This is a genomic window from Dickeya oryzae, assembly GCF_020406815.2.
GTDB lineage: Bacteria > Pseudomonadota > Gammaproteobacteria > Enterobacterales > Enterobacteriaceae > Dickeya > Dickeya oryzae.
Map to the genome: position 1 here is coordinate 863,276 of NZ_CP162670.1, position 20,777 is coordinate 884,052.

Annotated in this window: 20 protein-coding genes; 13 read left to right on the forward strand and 7 right to left on the reverse strand. The window is 56.5% G+C overall.

What is annotated here, in order from left to right; translation table 11 throughout:
• The first annotated feature begins 92 nt into the window (after window positions 1–92).
• On the forward strand, window positions 93–1,088 hold the full coding sequence (locus tag LF929_RS03630; protein WP_210176229.1) for a quinone oxidoreductase: 996 nt from the start codon (window positions 93–95) through the stop codon (window positions 1,086–1,088).
• 405 nt (window positions 1,089–1,493) lie between these two features.
• Here the strand turns inward: LF929_RS03630 and pspG are convergent, their stop codons facing one another.
• From pspG to LF929_RS03645, 3 genes are all read right to left on the reverse strand, one after another.
• Window positions 1,494–1,772 carry an envelope stress response protein PspG gene (gene pspG, locus LF929_RS03635; RefSeq protein ID WP_038905552.1) on the reverse strand — a complete coding sequence of 93 codons (279 nt, stop codon included), beginning with the start codon at window positions 1,770–1,772 and terminating at the stop codon, window positions 1,494–1,496.
• 188 nt (window positions 1,773–1,960) lie between these two features.
• Window positions 1,961–2,977: a tRNA dihydrouridine(20/20a) synthase DusA gene (gene dusA, locus LF929_RS03640; RefSeq protein WP_226092506.1), complete on the reverse strand. Its 1,017-nt coding sequence runs from the start codon at window positions 2,975–2,977 to the stop codon at window positions 1,961–1,963.
• Window positions 2,978–3,182: 205 nt separating this feature from the next.
• Complete coding sequence (locus LF929_RS03645) at window positions 3,183–3,890, reverse strand: UTRA domain-containing protein (protein WP_226092505.1); 708 nt, start codon at window positions 3,888–3,890, stop codon at window positions 3,183–3,185.
• Between the two features lie 268 nt (window positions 3,891–4,158).
• On the opposite strand from LF929_RS03645, the gene LF929_RS03650 reads away from it, so the two are divergent.
• The 5 genes from LF929_RS03650 (at window position 4,159) to LF929_RS03670 (ending at window position 8,767) form a co-directional block, all read left to right on the forward strand.
• Window positions 4,159–5,211: an ABC transporter substrate-binding protein gene (locus tag LF929_RS03650; protein ID WP_023640685.1), complete on the forward strand. Its 1,053-nt coding sequence runs from the start codon at window positions 4,159–4,161 to the stop codon at window positions 5,209–5,211.
• A 21-nt stretch (window positions 5,212–5,232) separates the two neighbouring features.
• A complete protein-coding gene (locus LF929_RS03655; protein ID WP_226092504.1) occupies window positions 5,233–6,057 on the forward strand; it encodes an alkaline phosphatase family protein in 825 nt (274 codons plus the stop codon).
• The gene (locus tag LF929_RS03660; protein WP_012886053.1) at window positions 6,054–6,896 is read left to right on the forward strand and encodes an ABC transporter permease subunit; all 843 of its coding nucleotides are present in this window, start codon (window positions 6,054–6,056) and stop codon (window positions 6,894–6,896) included. Before LF929_RS03655 ends, LF929_RS03660 begins: the two co-directional genes overlap by 4 nt.
• Before the next feature lie 20 nt (window positions 6,897–6,916).
• A complete protein-coding gene (locus tag LF929_RS03665; RefSeq protein WP_029456181.1) occupies window positions 6,917–7,699 on the forward strand; it encodes an ABC transporter permease in 783 nt (260 codons plus the stop codon).
• A gap of 75 nt (window positions 7,700–7,774) precedes the next feature.
• Entirely contained in the window at window positions 7,775–8,767 is a 993-nt protein-coding gene (locus LF929_RS03670) for an ABC transporter ATP-binding protein (RefSeq protein ID WP_210194042.1), read from the forward strand.
• A gap of 12 nt (window positions 8,768–8,779) precedes the next feature.
• Here the strand turns inward: LF929_RS03670 and LF929_RS03675 are convergent, their stop codons facing one another.
• Entirely contained in the window at window positions 8,780–9,715 is a 936-nt protein-coding gene (locus tag LF929_RS03675; RefSeq protein ID WP_226092503.1) for a LysR family transcriptional regulator, read from the reverse strand.
• A gap of 548 nt (window positions 9,716–10,263) precedes the next feature.
• On the opposite strand from LF929_RS03675, the gene lysA reads away from it, so the two are divergent.
• Window positions 10,264–11,526 (forward strand): diaminopimelate decarboxylase, encoded by a 1,263-nt coding sequence (gene lysA, locus LF929_RS03680; RefSeq protein ID WP_038908949.1) that lies wholly within the window; start codon window positions 10,264–10,266, stop codon window positions 11,524–11,526.
• Between the two features lie 14 nt (window positions 11,527–11,540).
• Here the strand turns inward: lysA and LF929_RS03685 are convergent, their stop codons facing one another.
• Together LF929_RS03685 and LF929_RS03690 are read right to left on the reverse strand one after the other, a co-directional pair.
• Window positions 11,541–12,551 (reverse strand): LacI family DNA-binding transcriptional regulator, encoded by a 1,011-nt coding sequence (locus LF929_RS03685; protein WP_210174548.1) that lies wholly within the window; start codon window positions 12,549–12,551, stop codon window positions 11,541–11,543.
• A gap of 121 nt (window positions 12,552–12,672) precedes the next feature.
• Window positions 12,673–12,999 (reverse strand): PTS lactose/cellobiose transporter subunit IIA, encoded by a 327-nt coding sequence (locus LF929_RS03690; protein WP_038905539.1) that lies wholly within the window; start codon window positions 12,997–12,999, stop codon window positions 12,673–12,675.
• A 237-nt stretch (window positions 13,000–13,236) separates the two neighbouring features.
• Here LF929_RS03690 and LF929_RS03695 point away from each other — a divergent pair, with 237 nt between their 5' ends.
• The 5 genes from LF929_RS03695 to LF929_RS03715 all read left to right on the forward strand — a co-directional run bounded on the left by LF929_RS03695 (window position 13,237) and on the right by LF929_RS03715 (window position 17,806).
• The gene (locus LF929_RS03695) at window positions 13,237–14,583 is read left to right on the forward strand and encodes a PTS sugar transporter subunit IIC (protein ID WP_038905538.1); all 1,347 of its coding nucleotides are present in this window, start codon (window positions 13,237–13,239) and stop codon (window positions 14,581–14,583) included.
• Window positions 14,584–14,621: 38 nt separating this feature from the next.
• Window positions 14,622–16,058: a glycoside hydrolase family 1 protein gene (locus tag LF929_RS03700; RefSeq protein ID WP_226092502.1), complete on the forward strand. Its 1,437-nt coding sequence runs from the start codon at window positions 14,622–14,624 to the stop codon at window positions 16,056–16,058.
• Between the two features lie 8 nt (window positions 16,059–16,066).
• Window positions 16,067–16,384, forward strand: coding sequence for a PTS sugar transporter subunit IIB (locus LF929_RS03705; protein ID WP_035344014.1), 318 nt, complete (start codon window positions 16,067–16,069; stop codon window positions 16,382–16,384).
• Between the two features lie 177 nt (window positions 16,385–16,561).
• Entirely contained in the window at window positions 16,562–17,329 is a 768-nt protein-coding gene (locus LF929_RS03710; protein ID WP_038908944.1) for an FCD domain-containing protein, read from the forward strand.
• A gap of 3 nt (window positions 17,330–17,332) precedes the next feature.
• On the forward strand, window positions 17,333–17,806 hold the full coding sequence (locus LF929_RS03715; protein ID WP_210174545.1) for a GNAT family N-acetyltransferase: 474 nt from the start codon (window positions 17,333–17,335) through the stop codon (window positions 17,804–17,806).
• 362 nt (window positions 17,807–18,168) lie between these two features.
• Here the strand turns inward: LF929_RS03715 and galR are convergent, their stop codons facing one another.
• Window positions 18,169–19,179 carry an HTH-type transcriptional regulator GalR gene (gene galR, locus LF929_RS03720; protein ID WP_168366391.1) on the reverse strand — a complete coding sequence of 337 codons (1,011 nt, stop codon included), beginning with the start codon at window positions 19,177–19,179 and terminating at the stop codon, window positions 18,169–18,171.
• 455 nt (window positions 19,180–19,634) lie between these two features.
• Between galR and lpxO the strand changes: the two genes are divergently transcribed.
• A complete protein-coding gene (lpxO, locus tag LF929_RS03725; RefSeq protein ID WP_038905534.1) occupies window positions 19,635–20,537 on the forward strand; it encodes a lipid A hydroxylase LpxO in 903 nt (300 codons plus the stop codon).
• Window positions 20,538–20,777 lie beyond the last annotated feature (240 nt).

Sequence of the window (20,777 nt, forward strand, 5' to 3'; positions counted from 1 at the left end):
AAGGTGTGGGAGCATTGTATATCCTAAATACAGAATGACATATCGTCCGATGATATCTGCGGGCACTCACGAGTAGAGCGAGGAGATTCACCATGGCTAAACGTATTCAGTTCAGCGACCACGGCGGGCCGGGGGTGCTGGAGTATGTGGATTACACACCGCGCGAGCCGGGTCTTAACGAGGTTCAGGTGGAAAACCACGCCATCGGCATCAACTTCATTGATACCTACTTTCGTGCCGGGTTGTACTCACCGCCGTCGTTCCCCTCGGGATTGGGAACAGAAGCGGCTGGCGTGGTGGTGAAAGCCGGGGCGAGCGTCACACACCTGAAGGTGGGCGATCGTGTGGTGTATGCCCAGTCGGCATTGGGGGCGTATAGCGAGCGGCATAACGTACCGGCGGACAAAGTCGCGTTGTTGCCGGATAACATCAGCTTCGAGCAGGCGGCGGCGTCATTCCTGAAAGGATTGACCGTGCATTACCTGCTGCGTCAGACCTATGAAGTGAAGCCGGGCGAGGTGTTTTTATTCCACGCGGCGGCGGGCGGCGTTGGGCTTATCGCCTGTCAGTGGGCGAAAGCCCTGGGCGCGAAATTAATCGGTACCGTCGGTTCTGACCAGAAGGCGGAACTGGCAAAACAGGCAGGGGCCTGGGCCACCATCAATTATCGCCGGGAAGATATCGTCCAGCGGGTGCTGGAATTAACGCACGAAGAGAAAGTGTCGGTGGTGTATGACTCGGTCGGTAAGGACACCTGGGAGGCTTCGCTGAACTGTCTGAAACGGCGCGGGTTAATGGTGAGCTTCGGCAACGCGTCCGGCCCAGTGACCGGGGTCAATCTCGGTATCCTCAACCAGAAAGGGTCGCTGTATGTCACCCGTCCGTCGCTGTTTAGCTATATCACCAACCGCGAGGAACTGGAGCTCGCCAGCCGTGAGCTGTTTGGGCTGATTGCCAGCGGTGCCATCAATGTGACGGTGCCGGAGAGCCAGAAATTCGCGCTGGAAGATGCGCAGTCCGCACACCGTGCGCTGGAAAGTCGCACTACGCAAGGCTCATGCCTGCTGATTCCGGGCTACAGCGCGTAATCAGCGTGCTGTGGCAGGTCGCGGTACTTCCCCTGGCGTGTGAGGGCATAGACGTTGGAGCGTGTCAGGGGGATTGATCCGGTATTGCGATTCAGGCAGGACAAACACCGGCCCGGTAAGAGCCGGTGTTTGTGCACAGACAGTAAACGCCATAAGGCTAATTTCATCAGCTGTATGTAGGGTACAGCGCGGTGATCGTCACGAAAGTGCCACTGAGCGGCTATTATTTTCCTGACGGCGATGAAATCGTGTCGCTGGCTTTTCCCTGAGTTATCGGGAAGACGCAGACAATACTCAGTATGCTAGCAGTTGCGGTGAGGAAAAAATATTTGCTGGCGCACAGTTTTGTATTCCCTGCGTTTTTATCTGCAAAACGTCTATTCTGATGTCTCTTTCTGTGTGTCGTTACCAGTCACCGCCGCCTCTGCGATAGCGAGAGTCATATTTTTTCCGATAGCGGTCATAGGGCGTACTGGCGGTATCTGACCCTTGATATCGACGCCACAGCCATACCACCACGATGGCCAGCAGCAGCCACGGCAGGACTTTTATCGCCATCGTAAACAGCCCGGCAATCAGCATCACAATGGCAGCGGCAATCAGCGCCACCATGACGCCCAGTAGTGACACGCCGGTGATCACCAGCATGATAAAAAACCCCATAACGAAGAAAATCTCTAACATGGTGTGCTCCTTGGCCATTGAATCACGTCGTGCGCAGGAACCGCCGCATTCTGCGTGTGATGACGTATACAGCCAGAGTATTACAAGAAGCATGCCAGAATGGGTTTCTGGTAACGCATTGATTTATAATGAGGTGGTAAGAAGAGGGAAATAGGCTGTTGGTCAAAAAGACCAACAGTTGGTTTTTTTTAGGCGATATTGACCAGTGATAACGCGTGTTCCACTACCGATGCATCCGCACCCGGTTTATGGGCATTTTCACTCAGATAACGCCGCCACTGGCGTGCGCCGGGTATACCCTGAAACAGACCGAGCATGTGCCGGGTGATATGGCCCAGTGCAGCCCCGTCAGAGAGTTCACGTTCGATATACGGGTACATCGCCTGCACCACGGCCGCCTGATTTGGCACCACACTGGTGGCGTCAAACAGATCGCGGTCAACCTGCGCCAGCATTCCGGGGTTTTGGTAGGCTTCCCGGCCCACCATCACGCCATCCACGTGTTCCAGGTGCTGTTTTGCCTCCGCCAGCGTTTTGATGCCGCCGTTAATCGCCAGTGTCAGCGAGGGGAAATCGCGCTTGAGTTGGTAGACGCGCGGGTAATCCAGCGGCGGGATTTCGCGGTTTTCCTTCGGGCTTAAGCCAGAAAGCCAGGCTTTACGGGCATGCACGATAAAGGTGTCGCAGCCACCCTGTTCGGACACGGTGCTGATGAAATCGCATAAAAATTCGTAGCTGTCCTGATCGTCGATACCGATACGGGTTTTCACCGTAACCGGAATGCTGACGCGCTCGCGCATCGCTGTTACGCAGTCCGCCACGAGCTGTGCTTCCGCCATCAGGCAGGCACCGAAACGGCCATTTTGCACCCTATCGGACGGGCAGCCGACATTGAGGTTGATTTCGTCATAGCCGCGTTGTTCCGCCAGTACCGCGCACTGTGCCAGCGCTGTCGGGTCGCTGCCGCCGAGCTGCAACGCCAACGGATGTTCTTCGTCGCTATAGGCCAGATAATCGCCCTTGCCGTGCAAAATCGCACCGGTGGTCACCATCTCGGTGTACAGCAACGCGTTATGGCTCAGTAACCGGTGAAAGTAGCGGCAATGGCGGTCAGTCCAGTCGAGCATCGGGGCGACGCTAAAGCGGCCACGCCAGACAGTCTGGGACATGCCAGAAACGGGAGCGGTTGGGGCTGGACTACTCATGACGATACAAACTCACTGCCTGACAGAAAACGAAGGGGCGTCATAGTAGCGTGATTTTCCGACTTTGGGGAGGGCGGTGGAGCAAGGCGCGCGAATTTATGCCCGTGTTCGTGTTACTGATGCTGCCACCTGTCGGTTCAACCCCGAGCACCCACAAGCGTCGCAGGTACTGTCTACCTTGCAGGTGGTGCCGTTTCATTGTGATTCACGCCTCCACATCAATATACAGCGCATCGTAACGCCAGTACTCGCAGTCACAGTCGATAATGCGGTCATGCTGATCCCGGTTGATCCGGGTGATAAACAGCGACGGGCTGCCGGGGGCGAGTTTTAATACTGGTGCGGCCACCGGTGGTAGCGGCGAGGGCAGCATGATGAAGCGCACCCGGCCGTAGCGAATATCGTACTGTGACTGGTAAAGCTGGGTGAGCGAACGCCTCAGGTCGCTATTGAGAAGACCCGGAAACCAGACCGGATTCAGGTAGTGTTCCACGTACAACACCGCACGGCCATCAAGGCGACGCAAACGGCGGATGCGGTAGATCTCCGCGCCTTCCTCCAACTCCAGATGACGGGCGATAGTCGCATTCGCTGCGACAACCGCGGCATCCAGCACTTCGGTCGCGGCTTTACGCCCCTGTTTTTCCGCCATTTCATGAAAGTGACTTCTGTGCAGCGGATTATAGCTAAGCCGCGGCGGTGAGATGAACCAGCCGCGCCGCAGTTCCCGGTAAATGATGCCTTGCGATTCCAGCAGTGTGAGGGCTTCGCGCAGGGTGATGCGGGTAGTGGAGAACTGCTCGCTGAGCGCCCGTTCGGATGGCAGTCGGCCACTCGTGAACTCGCCACGGTGCAGGCGTTCTCGTAGCGCATCAGCAATCTGGATAACGGTGGTCGGTTGTATTTTCGTCATCGTAAAAAGCCTTGATATTGTGCAGCCTGCACCATAGCAGGGATTGTTGACTATCAGGTTGCATGCCTGTTGGGGTGATGCAAATAGCGCGCCGACAGGCACCCGATGCCGTCCACACGCCTTTACAGACCGGCGTTGAAACCTTCTCGTCATCTTGCCGACATGAAAACGTCATCGCCGTGTGCTGAATTGGCGTACTTATTGCTGGACTAGACCAGCAGAGTGTCAGACCAACAGCGTATCACTCCCCTTGCTATGGAGCATCATGATGAAAAAATTGTTGTCTTCTGTGTTAATCAGCAGCGCGTTGTTTTCGAGTGCCGTTATGGCGCAGGATTTGGCGGCGCTGGAGAAAGCCGCTCGTGCTGAAGGCGAAGTTAACAGCGTCGGCATGCCGGACAGCTGGGCCAACTGGAAAGATACCTGGAACGATTTAAGCACCAAATACGGCCTGAAACACAGTGATACCGATATGTCCTCCGCGCAGGAGATTGCCAAATTCGCCGCAGAGAAAGAGAACGCCAGTGCGGATATCGGTGACGTGGGTGTGGCCTTCGGCCCGGTCGCGGTGCAAAAAGGCGTGAGTCAGCCGTACAAGCCGACCACCTGGGACCAGGTGCCAGCCTGGGCGAAAGACAAGGACGGCCACTGGGCGATGGCCTACACCGGCACCATTGCGTTTATCGTCGATAAGCAGCAGGTGAAAGACATTCCGCATAGCTGGGCCGATCTGCAAAAAGGCAAGTATGTGGTGACTATTGGTGACGTTGGTACCGCGTCTCAGGCGTCAAGCGGGGTGCTGGCGGCCAGCTTCGCGCTGGGCGGTAACGAGAAAAACCTGAAACCGGCGCTGGATTTCTTTGCCAAACTCGCCAAAGAAGGCCGCCTCGGCCTGACTAACCCGGCTATCGCCAATATCGAGAAAGGCGAAGTGCAGGTGGGCGTAGTGTGGGATTTCAACGGCCTGAACTACCGCGACAAGATCAACAAGGATCGCTTCGAGGTGCTGATCCCGTCTGACGGTTCGGTGATCTCCGGCTATACCACCATCATCAACAAATACGCCAAACACCCGAACGCCGCCAAACTGGCGCGTGAATACATCTTCTCTGATGCCGGTCAGATCAATCTGGCACGTGGCTATGCCCGCCCGATCCGTGCGCAATACATTACCCTGCCGGATGACGTAAAGGCCAAGTTGCTGCCGCAGGAACAGTATAAAAATGCACATCCGATCGCGGATGCTGACGCCTGGGACAAGAGCGTGAAAGCGCTGCCGCGTCTGTGGCAGGAAAACGTCATCATCAACATGAAGCAGTAAGCACGCTTTCGGGAGTTCGGGATGAAAACGATTCTGGTGATACTGGACGGGCTGAGCTTTCAGGTGGGTCGTGAGGCCATGGGCTACCTGCAGGCGGAGTGTGCCGCCGGGCGCGGTTGCCTCTATCAGATGGAGTGCGAGTTGCCCTCGCTGTCGCGCCCCTTGTATGAGTGCATTCTCACGGGGGTGACGCCGGTGAGAAGCGGCATTATCCACAACGGTGTCGACCGGCTAAGCCGCGAGCGCAGTATTTTCCACTACGCTCGCGAGGCGGGCTTAACGACAGCGGCGGCGGCGTATCACTGGGTCAGCGAGTTGTATAACCGCACGCCGTTTGAGGCGGCGCGCGACCGTCATACCGTCGAGCCGTCGCTGCCGATTCAATACGGCCACTTCTACCATGATGACGGTTATCCCGACTCCCATCTGTTTGAAGACGCGGAAAGTCTGCGCCTGCGTTACCAGCCGGACTTTCTGCTGATTCACCCGATGAATATTGACGACGCCGGGCATCGCCACGGTTTATCCACCCCGCAGTACCGTAACCGGGCGCGTATGGCGGACGGTTACCTGTCGCACTGGATGCCGCGCTGGCTGGACGAGGGTTACCAGGTGCTGGTGACCGCTGATCACGGCATGAATGACGACCGTAGCCACGGCGGCGTCTTGCCGGAAGAACGTCAGGTGCCGTTGTACGTGTTCGGCGACGCATTCTCGTTGCGACCGGATGCCGCACCACAACAAACCGAGTTATGCGGCACGGTGTGCCAGTTACTGGGTGTGCCACATGACAAGCCGGTGAGTCGCGATGTGCTGGTGAAATGCGGTGTGGGGGAGCGAGTGTGAAGAGGCGATGGCTGGCAGCGCTGGTATTGCTGCCGTTTTTGGTGGTGTTTATCGCCTTTCAGATAGCCCCACTGGTATGGATGGCAGTCAACAGCTTCTACAGTGATACGGAAAGCGCCTGGGGGCTGGCTAACTATCAGGATTTACTGACCTCGCCGTTTTATTTGCAGGCGATGCGTTTTTCACTGGATATTTCATTCTGGTCAAGCCTGTACGGGCTGATTATCGCGCTGGTTGGCGGTTATTCGCTGCAACAGCTGGGAGAAGGGCGGTTGCGGCGTTTTGTGATGTCGTTTGCCAACATGACCAGTAATTTCGCCGGTGTACCGCTGGCGTTCGCTTTCGTGATCATGCTGGGGCTGAACGGTTTTATTACCCTGTTGCTGCGGCAAAACGGGTTGCTTGGCGACTTTACGCTGTATTCCCGCGACGGATTGATCCTGATTTATACCTATTTTCAGATACCGCTTGGCATTTTACTGCTCTATCCGGCGTTTGACGGGTTGCGCAGCGAATGGCAAGAGTCGGCCGCGCTGTTGGGTGCCAGCCGCTGGCGTTACTGGTTGCATATCGGCATTCCGGTGCTGACGCCGGCATTGCTCGGCACCTTCGTCATCCTGCTGGCTAACGCGCTGGGGGCCTACGCCACCTTGTACGCGCTCACCACCGGCAATTTCAACGTGGTGCCGGTGCGCATTGCGGCGCTGGTGTCCGGTGATATCTCGCTGGACCCTAATCTGGGCAGTGCGCTTTCCATGCTGCTGGTCGTGTTGATGGCGCTGATTACCGCGATTCACCAATGGCTGCTACGCCGGAGTTACCTCCATGCTGCTCGCTAATTCTGTCACCGGAGGCTGCCATGTCCCAGGCTGAACGCCGTTACCATCTGCTGGTGGTATGGCTGATATTACTGGTTCTGATGTTACCGCTGCTCGCCACGCTGGGTTACGCGCTGGCGACCGAGTGGGGGGCGACCATTTTACCCAATGGGTTGACCCTGAAATGGTTTATCGAATTGTGGCGCGATGGCCGCTTTCTGGTCGCGCTGGGCCATTCACTGCTTATCTGTTTTGGGGCGTTGTTATTTTCACTGCTGTTGGTGCTGCCTGCCATGTTTGTCATCGCCTGGGCCTTTCCGAAGCTCGACGGGCTGATGAACGTGCTGATTCTGCTGCCGTTTGCGGTACCGCCAGTGGTGTCGTCAGTCGGGTTATTACAGCTCTATTCCGCACCGCCGCTGGCGCTGACCGGTACACCGTGGATCCTGATCGGCTGTTATTTCACGATTGCCCTGCCGTTTATTTACCGCGCCATCGCCAACAATATACAGGCCATAAATTTGCAGGAACTGCTGGATGCGGCGCATTTGCTGGGGGCCAGCACCTGGCAGGCGGCGCTGTGGGTGGTGCTGCCTAACCTGCGCAAAGGGGTGATGATCGCGGTACTGCTGTCGTTTTCATTCCTGATTGGCGAGTTTGTGTTCGCTAATTTACTGGCAGGCACCAACTACGAAACCTTGCAGGTCTACCTCTATAACAAGCGCAACGACAGCGGGCATTTCACCAGCGCATTGGTGATCTCCTATTTTCTGGTGGTGCTGTTGGTGACCTGGCTGGCGAATGCGCTCAATCGCCATTCATGAATGACGCACATTTAATGTTGCAAATTCAATTTCGCACATTCAATTTCGCAATGAGTAAAACGGGACACGCTGAACATGGCCTACCTTGATGTCATCAATCTGAATAAACACTACGGGCCGACCAGAGTGTTTCAGGATATCCATTTTTCGGCCGATGAGGGCGAGTTCGTCACTTTGCTGGGGCCAAGTGGTTGCGGTAAATCGACGTTATTACGTTGTCTGGCCGGATTGACCTCGGTGGATAACGGTCAGATTCTGCTACAGGGCCGTGATATCGTGCCGCTGTCGCCACAACAGCGTGATATCGGCATGGTATTCCAGAACTATGCGCTGTTTCCCAATATGACTGTTGAAGGCAATGTGGCCTTCGGCCTGAAGATGCAGAAGCTGCCTGCTGCTGAGATTCACAGCCGGGTCGAGGAGGTATTGGCGCTGGTGGAACTGGGCGATTACGCCCGTCGCTACCCGCATCAGTTGTCTGGCGGGCAGTGCCAGCGTGTGGCGCTGGCGCGTTCACTGGTGACCCGTCCCCGTCTGCTATTGCTGGACGAGCCGTTATCCGCACTGGATGCGCGCATTCGTCGCCACCTGCGTGAACAGATCCGACGCATCCAGCAGGAACTGACGCTGACGACGATTTTCGTCACCCACGATCAGGAAGAGGCGCTGACCTTGTCTGACCGAATCGTGCTGATGAATAAAGGTGAAATCGTACAAAATGGCGACGCGGAGTCGCTCTATACCCAGCCTGCCAGTCTGTTTGCCGCCGGGTTTATCGGCAGCTATAACCTGCTGAGCGCCGACGAGGCAATGCGCCTGACCGGTGGGCAGTTTGCCGGTCAGGTGGCGCTGCGCCCGGAGTCGGTGCGCTTGTGCGCGCCGGAACACGGGCTGGCCGGGGACATTATCGGGCATAGCCTGTTGGGTAACGTGGTGCGTTATCGGATACGCGTCAGCGAGGTGGAACTCTCGGTGGACGTGCTCAATCGCTCGGTCGAGGATTTGCACGCCACCGGCAGCCGCGTCGGCGTGCAGATTGACCTGGGCGCGCTGCGTGAGGTGGCGTAACGGGGATGGCGTTTAGAGCGGGTTAGCCGCCAGCACGCGCTGTAACCGGGCGGGGAAGCGCTCGGCGAAGGCGAGCAACTGCTCGGTGAATTGCGCCACCAGCGTCGACGCCGGGCGGTGCAGCGGGCGAATCAGGCTGACGGTAAACGGCACATCGATGCTGAAGCGGCGCACCACGACCGCGCCGCTGCTGGCGTAATCCACGGCGGTAAGCGGATTGACTATCGATAATCCTACCCCGGCGCGTACCATCGCGCATACCGAGGCGGCGCTGTGGGTATCCAACACCAGCCGCCGTGTGACGTTTGCCTGCTCAAACTGCTGGTCCAGCAATTGCCGATAACTGTCGGTGCTGGACAGGCTGACGAACGGCTGGTCGCGGAAATCCTCTGGTGTCAGTACCGCCTTGTGTGACAGTGGGTGACCACTGGGCAGCACACAGACTTCGTTCAGCTCCATCAGGGTGTGCCGTTCGGTGCCTGCGGGTGTATTCAGGTTTTCCGTTAGCCCCAGGTCGTGGCGCTGTGCGGAGAGCCACTCTTCCAATAACGGCGATTCCTGTGGGATGACATGCAGGTTGAGTTCAGGGTAACGCGCCAGCAACGGCTGGCACACCTCGGGCAGTAATGACTGAGAGAACACCGGTAAACAGGCAACCGAGAGCGGGGCCTGACGAAACTGGCGGATATCCTGCGCCGCGTTGATGATGCGATCCAACCCATAATAGGAATGCTGCACCTCCTCGAATAACTGCAACCCTTGCGCGGTAGGGTGTAACCGCCCGCGAATGCGCTCGAACAGTGGCATCTGCACCAGGTGCTCAAAGCGCGCCAGCTCACGGCTCACGGTGGGCTGTGAGGTGTTGAGCAGCGCGGCCGCTTCCGTCAGGTTGCCGGTGGTCATGACCGCGTGAAAAATCTCAATATGGCGCAGGGATATCTCAGCCATGTGTCCCTCTTTGTTGTTTAGGATGTTAACAGCGTTGTTGTTTTGCTTATGCCGGAGCAGTGAGAGGTTTCGTGCTTGATGGCATTGGTTGTCTCTTTGCAGCATCACTGCACGCACGACAAGGAGAGGCTCAAACGCCGCCTCTCCTTGACCTCGGGCTAGAGGCTAAACTGCGCCGCTTCGCGGTCCCTTCAGCGTTCGCATTCGCTGCTCGGACCGCTCGTGACACAGTTACTCGCCCCATCCCTGGGGCTCGCCCTTCGGGCCAGCGTAAACGCTGTTCAAAAACGCTCCCGATGTTTTTGTCCTGACGCGGCACGAGCTTGCGCGGCTTCCCTGCCGCGCATCCGGCGAAGTCGCCCGCCTCAGCACAGTTTTGACGCCAGAAAACACATCTATTTCGCACTTGACGGGATTGTCATCAGGTTGTTCTTTATACTCAATTTAACCATATCAAAAATGAATAGAGTCTTTGAAAAAGGATATTGGAATTATAGCTTGTGGACCAGCACAATTCAGACATCTGATAACGTTTCGGTACTCTATTCATGCCACACGATCTGAATGACCTGTCTTATGCGTTGAACGCGCAGAGCCTGCGTGCGCTGCCTGCCCAATTTGGTTGCCCGTTGTGGGCCTATGACGCCGCTACCATCGTTGAGCGCATTGGTCAGTTGCGCCAGTTCGATACCATCCGTTTTGCGCAGAAAGCCTGTTCCAACCTGCATATTTTGGCGTTGATGCGCCAGCAGGGCGTGAAGGTGGATTCGGTTTCGTTGGGTGAAATCGAACGGGCATTGGCCGCCGGTTTTGAGCCGGGTACTGACGCGCATGAGATTGTGTTTACCGCCGATGTGCTCGATGACGCCACACTGCAACGGGTGCATGAGCTGGCTATTCCGGTGAACGCCGGTTCCATCGACATGCTGCATCAATTGGGCGAGCGTTCGCCGGGTCACCCGGTGTGGCTGCGTATTAACCCCGGTTTTGGACATGGTCACAGCCAGAAGACCAACACCGGCGGCGAAAACAGTAAACACGGCATCTGGTATGCCGATTTACCACAGGCGCTGGAGGCCCTGAGTCGTTATCGCCTGAAACTGGTCGGTATCCATATGCATATCGGCTCCGGCGTGGATTACCGGCATCTGGAGCAGGTCTGCGAGGCGATGGTGCAGCAGGTACTGGCGGTGGGGCAGGATCTGGAGGCGATTTCTGCGGGCGGCGGGTTGTCTATTCCGTATCACCACGGCGGCGAGCGCATTGATACCCAGCACTATTATGGCCTGTGGAATCGGGCGCGGGAGCAAATTGCCGCACACCTGGGGCATCCGGTGACGTTGGAAATTGAGCCGGGGCGTTTTCTGGTGGCAGAGTCCGGCGTACTGGTGGCGCAGGTGCGCGCGGTGAAGGACATGGGCAGCCGTCATTTTGTGCTGGTGGATGCCGGATTCAGCGACCTGATGCGTCCGGCGATGTACGGCAGTTACCACCATATTACCCTGTTGCCGGGCGACGGGCGTGACCTGAGCCAGTCACCGCGGCGTGATACTGTGGTGGCAGGCCCGCTGTGTGAATCTGGCGATGTGTTTACCCAGCAGGCCGGCGGCGGCGTGGAGACGATGGCGTTGCCATCCGCGCAGGTGGGCGACTATCTGGTGTTCCATGATACCGGTGCGTACGGTGCGTCGATGTCTTCCAACTACAACAGCCGCCCGCTGATAGCGGAAGTGCTGTTCGAACAAGGGCAGCCGCGACTGATTCGCCGCCGTCAGACGCTGGACGAATTGCTGGCGCTGGAGCGGGTGTAATCGTTTGCGCGGACTCAGTGCGCGTAGGGGCCTTTGACGACCGATGCGCGCAGTTTCAGCTCGCCGGTAAACGGCGCGATGGCAGTGACAGGAGAACCGTCGCTCAGCTTCAGCGCCTGTGAGATAGCGGCGCTAATCATCTCTTCAATCGGTAAATAGACGGTAGATAACGCGGGCGTCAGATAAGGGGCGCTGGGGATATCGTCAAAACCGAACAGCGACACGTCCTGTGGCAGGCGTTTACCGGCCTCGAGCAGCGCTTTCATCGCACCGATGCACATATCGTCGTTACTGGCGAACAGTGCGGAAAAACCAGCGTCATGCGCCAGTAATTCGCGTGCGGCCTGATAACCGCCGGGGACCAGGCTATCACCGTTGACCACCCGCAGCGGGTCGTAAGCAATGTGATGATGCTCCAGCGCCTGCCGGTAACCGGCCAGACGGGCGCGTGCAGTCGGCGTGTTGATGGGGCCGGTGATGCAGGCAATGTCGCGGTGCCCTTGCTGTACCAGATAATCGACCAGTTGGAACACTGCCTGTTGTTGTTCAAACCAGACGCAGTACTCAGGTGCCATCGGCAGATGACGATTGATGACCACGATAGGCACCCGGGATTGATCCAGCAATGCCATCAGGGCGGCGTCAGACATGTGACGGGTATAGAGTACGATGGCATCACAGCGGCGATCGATCAGGAGCTGTACCGCCTGTTGCTCGTCTTCCGGCGTATCGTGACCGTCGGTCACGATCAGGTGCTTGCCGCTGGTTTCGGTGCGCTCGGCGGCACGGCGCAGCAGGCGACCAAAATAGGGGCCGTCGAAGTTGGAGACCACCAACCCGAGGCTGTTTGAACTGCGTTGTGCCAGCGAGCGCGCCAGAAAATTAGGGCGATAGCCCAGCTCTTCCATCGCCTTGAAGACGGCGTCACGCGTACTTTGTTTTACCTGACCTGTACCGTTTAACACCCGTGATACCGTTGCTTTGGATACACCGGCGTGCTTTGCCACGTCAAGCATGGTCATCATCGTTTGCACCTTCCCTGTTTTATCGAAGTCAGTCACAGCGTTGTTATCAATATTAGTCACATACTAGCACACTGGAACGACGTCAGTGGGTGAAGTGCGCCCTGTTGCGCGGTCGGTGCCATCAGGCGTGGGGGCCACCAAACAGTTCTTTGCGCAGTTGTACCATTTCGTCGGCCAGATCCCGGCAGAGCATGGCGGTCATCAGGTGATCCTGAGCGTGCACCATGATCAGATTAACCGGCACTTTGCCTTCGCCTTCATCCAGCCCGATCAACCGAGTCTGGATCTGGTGGGCTGCTTTTGCCGCCTCTTGAGAGGCCAGCAGTTGCGCGTCGGCTTCCACCCAGTCCTTCGCTCGGGCGGCCTGAATCGCCATCATGGCGCAGGAACGCGCTTCACCAGCGTTGATCAGCAATTCCATTACGGTCTGTTCCATATCGAATTCCATCACGGTGCCCTCTTGGTATGCCAAATTAGCTGTTAAACATGTTATTGGAATTCCAATATTGACTTGTGAGAACAGTGTCACAGAAAAATTATTCGTTTGTTTTATTTTTTGGTATGCCAAACGCGAGAGCGCTGAACCTGCTGTCCATTCTCTTCCGCGCGTAACGGCCACTACAGGGGCGATAGCCTCTGATAACAACAACCCCTGAAAACACAGGTAAATCAAAGAGGTGGAGTTATGTCATTCAAGGATAAGGCTATCGATTCATTAGGATCGTTCGCCAACCAGTTCAACAGCCTGAGATACATCATGGCGATCAAAGCCTCGTTCATTACGTTGATGCCGGTGATCATCGTCGGGGCGTTCTCTGTGCTGATCTCCAACATGGTGCTGGATCCGAAGAACGGGCTGGCGAGTTTCGCTCTGTTTTCATTTCTGGCACCGTTAAAACCCATCATGAGTGGCATTAACTATGCCACGCTCAATTTCCTCACCATCGGCGCGGTGTTCCTGATAGGCATCGAACTTGGGAAAATCAACGGCTCTCGTAGCCTGTTTCCCGGTTTGCTGGCGGTGATCTGCTTTATTTCCATTACCCCGACCACCATCGATATGGTGATCAACGGTCAGACATTACCGGTGAAAGATGTGCTGGCGCGGCAATTCTCCGACACCAAAAGCCTGTTCCTCGGCATGTTTATCGCCATTCTGTCAGTAGAAATCTATTCGAAGCTGGAGTCGGTAGAAGGGTTGCGCATCAAGATGCCAGACAGCGTGCCGCCGAATGTGTCCGCGTCGTTTTCGGCGTTGATCCCGGCGATCATCACCGTCACGCTGGTCGCGACCTTCGGATTTACCTTCCAGAAAGTGACCGGCATGTACCTGTATGACGCTATCTACAAGGTGGTGCAACAGCCGCTGGAGTCGGTCGTGCAGAGCCTGCCGGGGCTGTTGATTCTGATGTTCGTGGCACAGCTGTTCTGGGTTATCGGTATTCACGGCAACCAGATGATCAAACCTATTCGCGAACCGCTGTTGCTGGGGGCGATTGCGGTGAACATGACCGCGTTTGAGCAGGGGCATGAGGTGCCGAACATCATCACCATGCCATTCTGGGACGTGTACATGAGCATCGGTGGGTCTGGGTTAACCATCGGGTTGCTGCTGGCGGTGATGATCGCCTCTAAGCGCCGCGAAATGAAAGAGATCGCCAAGATTTCCTTCGGCCCTTGCATCTTCAACATCAATGAACCGGTGATTTTCGGCATGCCTATCATGCTCAACCCGATTCTGGCTATCCCGTTCATCATCACGCCGCTGGTGACCGGCACCATCGGTTACTTCGCCACCAGCATGGGTTTTGCCGGTAAAGCGGTGGTGATGGTGCCCTGGACCACGCCGCCGTTGATTAACGCCTGGCTGTCTACCGCCGGTTCGATGGGGGCGGTCGCGACACAGGTGGTGTGCATCATCGTCGCTACCCTGATTTACCTGCCGTTCGTCAAAGTGGCGTCTCGTCGTGCTGATCTGGCGCAGCGTGAGGCGGAGTTAGAGGCCGCGACACAAGCCAATGCATTGAAATAATGAATGTATTGCAATACTGAATCTAAGGGAGACCGGTAATGAGCAAGGTATCAATGACCCTGCCTGAGGGCTTTATTCTGGGGGCGGCGGCGTCCGCCTGGCAGACCGAGGGGTGGTCAGGCAAGAAAAGCGGGCAGGACTCGTATCTGGACCTGTGGTACAAGCGGGATCGTCAGGTATGGCACAACGGCTACGGCCCGGCGATCGCCACCGATTTCTATAACCGCTACCGCGAAGACGTGGCATTGATGAAGCAGACCGGGCTGACGCACTTTCGTACCTCGATTAACTGGTCGCGCTTCATGCTGGATTATGAAAACGGCGTGGTGGATGAAGAGTACGCCGCTTACATCGATAACCTGATCGACGAAATGCAGCGTGAAGGCATCGAACCCATGCTGTGTTTAGAGCACTATGAGCTCCCGGCGGTGCTGTTAGAGAAATATCAGGGCTGGTCGTCGAAGCAGGTGGTGGAGTGGTTCGTGCAGTACGCCGACGCGGTATTTGCCCGCTACGCCGGTAAGGTCAAACGCTGGTTTACCTTTAATGAGCCGATTGTGGTACAGACCCGCGTGTATCTGGATGCGGTGCGCTACCCTTATCAGCAGGATACCGGCATCTGGATGCAGTGGAACCACCATAAAAACCTGGCAACCGCCAAAGTAGTGCAACGGTTTCGCGACAAAGGTTACCACCTGCAGGGGGGCAGCATCGGGGTGATCCTGAACCCGGAAGTCACCTATCCGCGCTCCAGTACAGCGCATGATGTTGAGGCGGCACGCCTGTATGACCTGTTCTATAACCGGGTATTTCTCGACCCGGCGCTGAAAGGCGAATACCCGGCGGAATTACTGGCGCTATTGGAAAAGCATCAGGTGAAGTGGGATTACGACGCGCAGGAGCTGGCTATCATCCGCGCGAACACCGTGGATGAGGTGGGCATTAATCTCTACTACCCCCATCGGGTCAAATCCCCCAGCCGGGCCTGGAACAGCAACACACCGTTCCACCCAGCCTGGTACTACGAGCATTTCGAATTGCCTGGCCGCCGAATGAATAAGTCGCGCGGTTGGGAGATCAACCCCCGCATTATTTACGACATGGCGATGCGTCTGAAAGAGGAGTACGGCAACGTGCCCTGGTTTGTGTCGGAAAACGGTATGGGGATTGAAAACGAAGGCCAGTTCAAAGACAGCCACGGCGTGATACAGGACGACTACCGTATTGCGTTTATCGCCGAGCATCTTTACTGGACGCTAAAAGCACGCGAAGACGGGGCCAACTGTCAGGGATATATGCTGTGGGCGTTTACCGACAACGTGTCGCCGATGAATGCCTTTAAAAACCGTTACGGCCTGATTGAGATAGACCTGGAGCACGACCGGCAGCGCAGAGCGAAGAAATCAGCCAGTTGGTTCCGACAGGTTCGGGACAGTGGTGTGCTGACGTTCGAACTGGACGATGAAGAGAAATAGGGGGAAAGATGAAACGGATCGTACTGGCCTGCTCGGCAGGCATGTCTACCTCGCTGGTGGTGACCAAAATGGAAAAAGAAGCCGCGGCGCGGGGCATGGAATATCAGATTTACGCTATCCCGGAACAGAACCTGCGTGATGAGTTGCAGACTTACGGCAATGACATTATCGCTGTGCTGCTGGGGCCGCAGGTGCGGTTTAAGCTGACGGAAAACAAAAAACTGACCGACGAGTATCACATTCCTATCGCCGTTATCGACTCGGTGGCCTACGGCACCCTGAACGGTGCAAAGGTACTCGATCAGGCGCTGAGTTTGGTAAACTGAGTCTGATTGCTGTAAACGCGAGCCGGTGTAGGATGACGCACCGGTTCGTGTTTAGGCTGTGGACCTGACGAACGCGGTGTGAAGCCGCAGTAACGATGACGAAAGGAAGCAGCCTGGTATCCGGCCCCGTGTCGGGGCGGCAGCGGTGTTCAATTCTCGGCCGTTCAGGGTGGCATTGTGACGAAGGTTGTGGTTCTACAAGACAGAAAGCAATACCAGGAAATAGGGGGTGACCTGCGGGAGAAAATCCAGCAGGGGGAGTACCCGGTCGGGGCGCGTCTTCCGCCAGAGCGGAATATTGCGGAGACCTATGGCGTAAGCCGTACCATCGTACGTGAAGCCTTGCTGATGCTGGAACTGGAAGGAACGGTGGATATCCGCCAGGGGTCCGGGGTGTACGTGTTACGTGTGCCGTCGGCGGAAGAACCGTCCCCGAACGCGCAAAACCGTATCGGCGCGTTTGAAATGTTGCAGGCGCGCCAACTGCTGGAAAGCAACATTGCCGCGTTTGCCGCTCGCATGGCGACCCGCAATGATATTGATAATTTGCGGCGCACGCTGGAGCAGGAACAGGCGGCTATCGCCGCCAACGATTACCGCAGCGATTTCGATAAAATCTTTCACTTGCAGGTAGCAGGGGCGACCCAAAACCAGATGCTGTTGGAAACCGTCAGCAATATCTGGTCTTGCCGGGACGAAAGCCCTATCTGGCAACAGCTTTACAGCCATGTGGGCAACCACGGTTACCGGCTGAAATGGCTGGCGGATCACCAGACGATACTGGCGGCGCTGCGTCGTCGCGACGTCAGCGGGTCGTATCAGGCGATGTGGCAGCATCTGGAAAACGTCAAAACCACACTGATGGAAATTTCTGACGCCGAAGCGCCGGAGTTTGACGGCTACCTGTTTGATTCGGTGCCGATTTTTCAGGGAAAACTGGTCTGACGTATGACGATGATGGAAATTAAGCCAACCATTGGCTATCTGGCGGATTATCCGCATTGTGAGACGCAGGTGGTCGACTGGCTGTGGCAGGCGTTTGGCGACGGGCTGAGTCGGGATTTTTTTGCCAGCGTGGTGCACCACAGCATGGATAAGCGCGCGTTGCCGCTGACGTTCGTGGCGCTGGCGGGCGACCAACTGGTCGGTACGGTCGGGCTGTGGCGTTGTGATTTGATAAGCCGTCAGGATTTAACCCCGTGGCTGGCGGCGCTGTATGTGGACGAACGCTACCGCGATCGCGGTCTGGGGGCCGACCTTCAGCGTTTTGTCATCGAATGCAGCCGCGAACGCGGTTTTGACGATCTCTACCTGTACGCCAGTTTTAGCGGTTACTACGAGCGCCACGGCTGGCGTTACATCGGCGACGCACCCGAGTACCCCGATAAACAGGTCCGGCTGTACCACCGCTCGTTAAGGTAATCTGCGCTGTTTGCAAACAGCCTATTGCTTCGTGGATAGTGATTTTTATCCGGTCGGTGAATGGTTTCGTGCTGGATAACCAGTGTCATTTCTCTGCTATTTCATCGCACGCACGACAAGGAGAGGCTCAAACGCCGCCTCTCCTTGACCACTGGCTAGGGGCTAAACTGTGCCGCTAACGCGGTTCCTTCGGCATTCGTCTTCGCTGTTCGGGCCGCCCGTGACGCGTTCCAGACGCGGCACGGGCTTTCGCCGCGTCCGTGCGGCTCACCCGGCGAAGTCGCCTGCCTCAGCACAGTTTTTGACGCCGTAAAACCATCACCTCCAGCTGAGTGTCTGCTGCGTCTTAATGCCTTACTAGTTTAGTGCCCATTATTCAAACTGGTGACGGAGTGTCGGCGAATCAGCGTCGGGTGGAACAGGTTGATGGCGTTGGGGAGCGGTGTGTTGTTTGCCAGCGCCAGCGCAATTTGTGCCGCCTGTGTCGCCATCGCGGTGATCGGATAGCGGATAGTGGTCAGGCGCGGGCGCAGGTAACGCGACAGCAGCACATCGTCGAAGCCGATAAGCGACATGTCTCGCGGCACGTCGATGCCGTTATCACTCAACACCGCCAACGCACCAGCGGCCATCGGGTCGTTGTAGCAGGTCAGCGCCGTCACCGGGCGGCCGCGCTCCAGCAGCGTGGTCATCGCGGCTTCGCCGCCGCTTTCATCCGGTTCGCCGTAGGCGATCAACTGCTCATCCAGTGCAATATCGTGTTCGGCCAGCGCGTCCCGGTAGCCCGCCAGGCGGTCATCGGCATCGGAAATCGCATGGTTGGAACACAAAATACCAATCTGGCGATGCCCTTGCAGAATCAGATGTCGGGTAGCCAGCCAGGCACCATAACGGTTATCCAGCGCCACGCAGCGCGCCTCGTACCCCGGCAGAATACGGTTGATCAACACCATGCCTGGGATCTGTTCCATCAGTTGCGCCAGCTCTTCATCCGGCAGCATCTTGGCATGCACCACCAGTGCTGCGCAGCGATGACGAATCAACTGTTCAATGGCCTGCCGCTCTTTGTGCGCGATGTGGTAGCCGTTGCCGATCAGCAGAAAATTACCAGTACGGTAGGCTTCCTGCTCCACGGCTTTGACCATGGTGCCGAAAAACGGGTCGGACACGTCAGAGACCACCAGCCCCAGCGTTTCGGTAGACTGCTGGGCCAGCGCACGGGCGTTGGCGTTCGGATGGTACTGCAACTGTTGCATGGCCTGCAGAACGGCGCTGCGTGCGTGCTCACTGGCTTTGGGCGAATCGTTGATCACACGTGATACGGTGGCGACCGACACGCCTGCCAGCCTGGCGACATCCTTTATGGTGGCCATGAAGGTTTCCTATTGCTCTTAGAGCCTATCCCATTAGGGCTATTTCACTGGCCATTTTGGCCCTGGGCAGTGCTCGAACTCCTCACGTACTCCGTGTACGCTGCGGGTTCTCCGCGGCTTCCCGAGTCCAAACTGGCTGCGCCAATAACGCCTGATGGGATAGGCTCTTAATGTAAAAATGAGTCGTCGAATCAAGTAACTGCCTGAGTGTCACGGAATTAGGCCGTGGCCGCAAGAGGCGGTGATCGCAACTTTCACCGCTTTTATCTGCCTCGCTCATCGCTTTTACCGTTTGTACGCCATCGACAATTTCCTTTCAGCAGCAATATTCGTGAAACGTAAGCGAATTGTTTGACATATGTTGTGCCAATGTTTTTTCAACGTGCTCTCTCTTGCGCTGGGTATGGTACTCAGTCATGGCGATAACCCTCTGTCTCAGGGAAGGAAGTCTCGGTATGAAATATATTATTCTGCTGGTGTTTATTCTGGCGGTGGCCTACGTCCATTTCCGTGGTCGTAGGCGATATCCATTTTGGCGACAATTGTCGGATCACTCGACCTTTACCGCACCGCTCAACGTCTTTATGTACCTGTTTTCCCGTGTCCCGGTGACACCGTATCTCAAACCTGAACATTTTCCCGAACTGGCGGCGCTACAGCAGAATTGGCAGACGATCCGTGAGGAAGGCGAAAGGTTACTGGCAATGCAGGAAATTAAAGCCTCGGATCGGTATAACGATGCCGGGTTCAACTCGTTTTTCAAGACCGGCTGGAAGCGCTTTTACCTGAAATGGTATGAGGAATCTCACCCTTCGGCGGATGCATTGTGCCCCAATACCACCGCGTTGCTGCGCTCGGTGCCGTCGATAAAGGCCGCCATGTTCGCCACCTTGCCGGATGGTAGCCGACTGCCGCGCCACCGTGACCCGTATGCCGGTTCGCTGCGCTACCACCTGGGGCTGTCGACACCTAACGATGACCGTTGTTTTATCGAGGTCGATGGCGAGCGTTATAGCTGGCGTGATGGTGAAGGTGTGCTGTTTGACGAAACCTATATCCATTATGCGGAAAACCACAGTGGGCAGAACCGCTTGATCCTGTTTTGCGACATTGAGCGACCGATGCGTTATCGCTGGGCGCAAGCGGTGAATTACTGGCTGGGGCGTCATTTGATGAGTGCGGCGGCCGCGCCGAATAGCGATGGAGATCGCACTGGCGGCATCAATCGAATTTTCAAATATCTCTATGCGGTACGCAAAGTGGGGAAACGGCTGAAAAGCTGGAATAAGCCGGTTTACTATCTGGTGAAATGGGCGTTGTTCGGCGGGATCGCAGCAGGGATTTGGTGGGCGCTGTAAGTCTGGATCCGGGCGTGTCAGTGGCGATGTTGCTGCGTTTTCACGCCTTTATTACAGCTCACCTGAGAATTTTACAGTTAGTTGCACTTCGAACGGTTATCTTTCGATTCAACGCTAGTGATTCAGGGGGACTGTCTTTAGAGTAACAAGTCCCAGAGGTATTGATGGGTGACAATCGATGTGTTCTCCACATTGAACCATTCAAATTTCACCAACCTACGCGGATGCGTAGGTTTTTTT

Excerpts from the sequence above, each read along its gene's own strand:
- LF929_RS03655 (WP_226092504.1), top strand. The coding sequence starts at position 5,233 with ATGAAAACGATTCTGGTGATACTGGACGGGCTGAGCTTTCAGGTGGGT.
- LF929_RS03670 (WP_210194042.1), top strand. The coding sequence starts at position 7,775 with ATGGCCTACCTTGATGTCATCAATCTGAATAAACACTACGGGCCGACC.
- LF929_RS03685 (WP_210174548.1), bottom strand. The coding sequence starts at position 12,551 with ATGATGACCATGCTTGACGTGGCAAAGCACGCCGGTGTATCCAAAGCA.
- LF929_RS03665 (WP_029456181.1), top strand. The coding sequence starts at position 6,917 with ATGTCCCAGGCTGAACGCCGTTACCATCTGCTGGTGGTATGGCTGATA.
- lysA (WP_038908949.1), top strand. The coding sequence starts at position 10,264 with ATGCCACACGATCTGAATGACCTGTCTTATGCGTTGAACGCGCAGAGC.
- galR (WP_168366391.1), bottom strand. The coding sequence starts at position 19,179 with ATGGCCACCATAAAGGATGTCGCCAGGCTGGCAGGCGTGTCGGTCGCC.
- LF929_RS03630 (WP_210176229.1), top strand. The coding sequence starts at position 93 with ATGGCTAAACGTATTCAGTTCAGCGACCACGGCGGGCCGGGGGTGCTG.
- lpxO (WP_038905534.1), top strand. The coding sequence starts at position 19,635 with ATGAAATATATTATTCTGCTGGTGTTTATTCTGGCGGTGGCCTACGTC.
- LF929_RS03705 (WP_035344014.1), top strand. The coding sequence starts at position 16,067 with ATGAAACGGATCGTACTGGCCTGCTCGGCAGGCATGTCTACCTCGCTG.
- LF929_RS03700 (WP_226092502.1), top strand. The coding sequence starts at position 14,622 with ATGAGCAAGGTATCAATGACCCTGCCTGAGGGCTTTATTCTGGGGGCG.
- LF929_RS03675 (WP_226092503.1), bottom strand. The coding sequence starts at position 9,715 with ATGGCTGAGATATCCCTGCGCCATATTGAGATTTTTCACGCGGTCATG.
- dusA (WP_226092506.1), bottom strand. The coding sequence starts at position 2,977 with ATGAGTAGTCCAGCCCCAACCGCTCCCGTTTCTGGCATGTCCCAGACT.
- pspG (WP_038905552.1), bottom strand. The coding sequence starts at position 1,772 with ATGTTAGAGATTTTCTTCGTTATGGGGTTTTTTATCATGCTGGTGATC.
- LF929_RS03645 (WP_226092505.1), bottom strand. The coding sequence starts at position 3,890 with ATGACGAAAATACAACCGACCACCGTTATCCAGATTGCTGATGCGCTA.
- LF929_RS03650 (WP_023640685.1), top strand. The coding sequence starts at position 4,159 with ATGAAAAAATTGTTGTCTTCTGTGTTAATCAGCAGCGCGTTGTTTTCG.
- LF929_RS03715 (WP_210174545.1), top strand. The coding sequence starts at position 17,333 with ATGACGATGATGGAAATTAAGCCAACCATTGGCTATCTGGCGGATTAT.
- LF929_RS03690 (WP_038905539.1), bottom strand. The coding sequence starts at position 12,999 with ATGGAATTCGATATGGAACAGACCGTAATGGAATTGCTGATCAACGCT.
- LF929_RS03695 (WP_038905538.1), top strand. The coding sequence starts at position 13,237 with ATGTCATTCAAGGATAAGGCTATCGATTCATTAGGATCGTTCGCCAAC.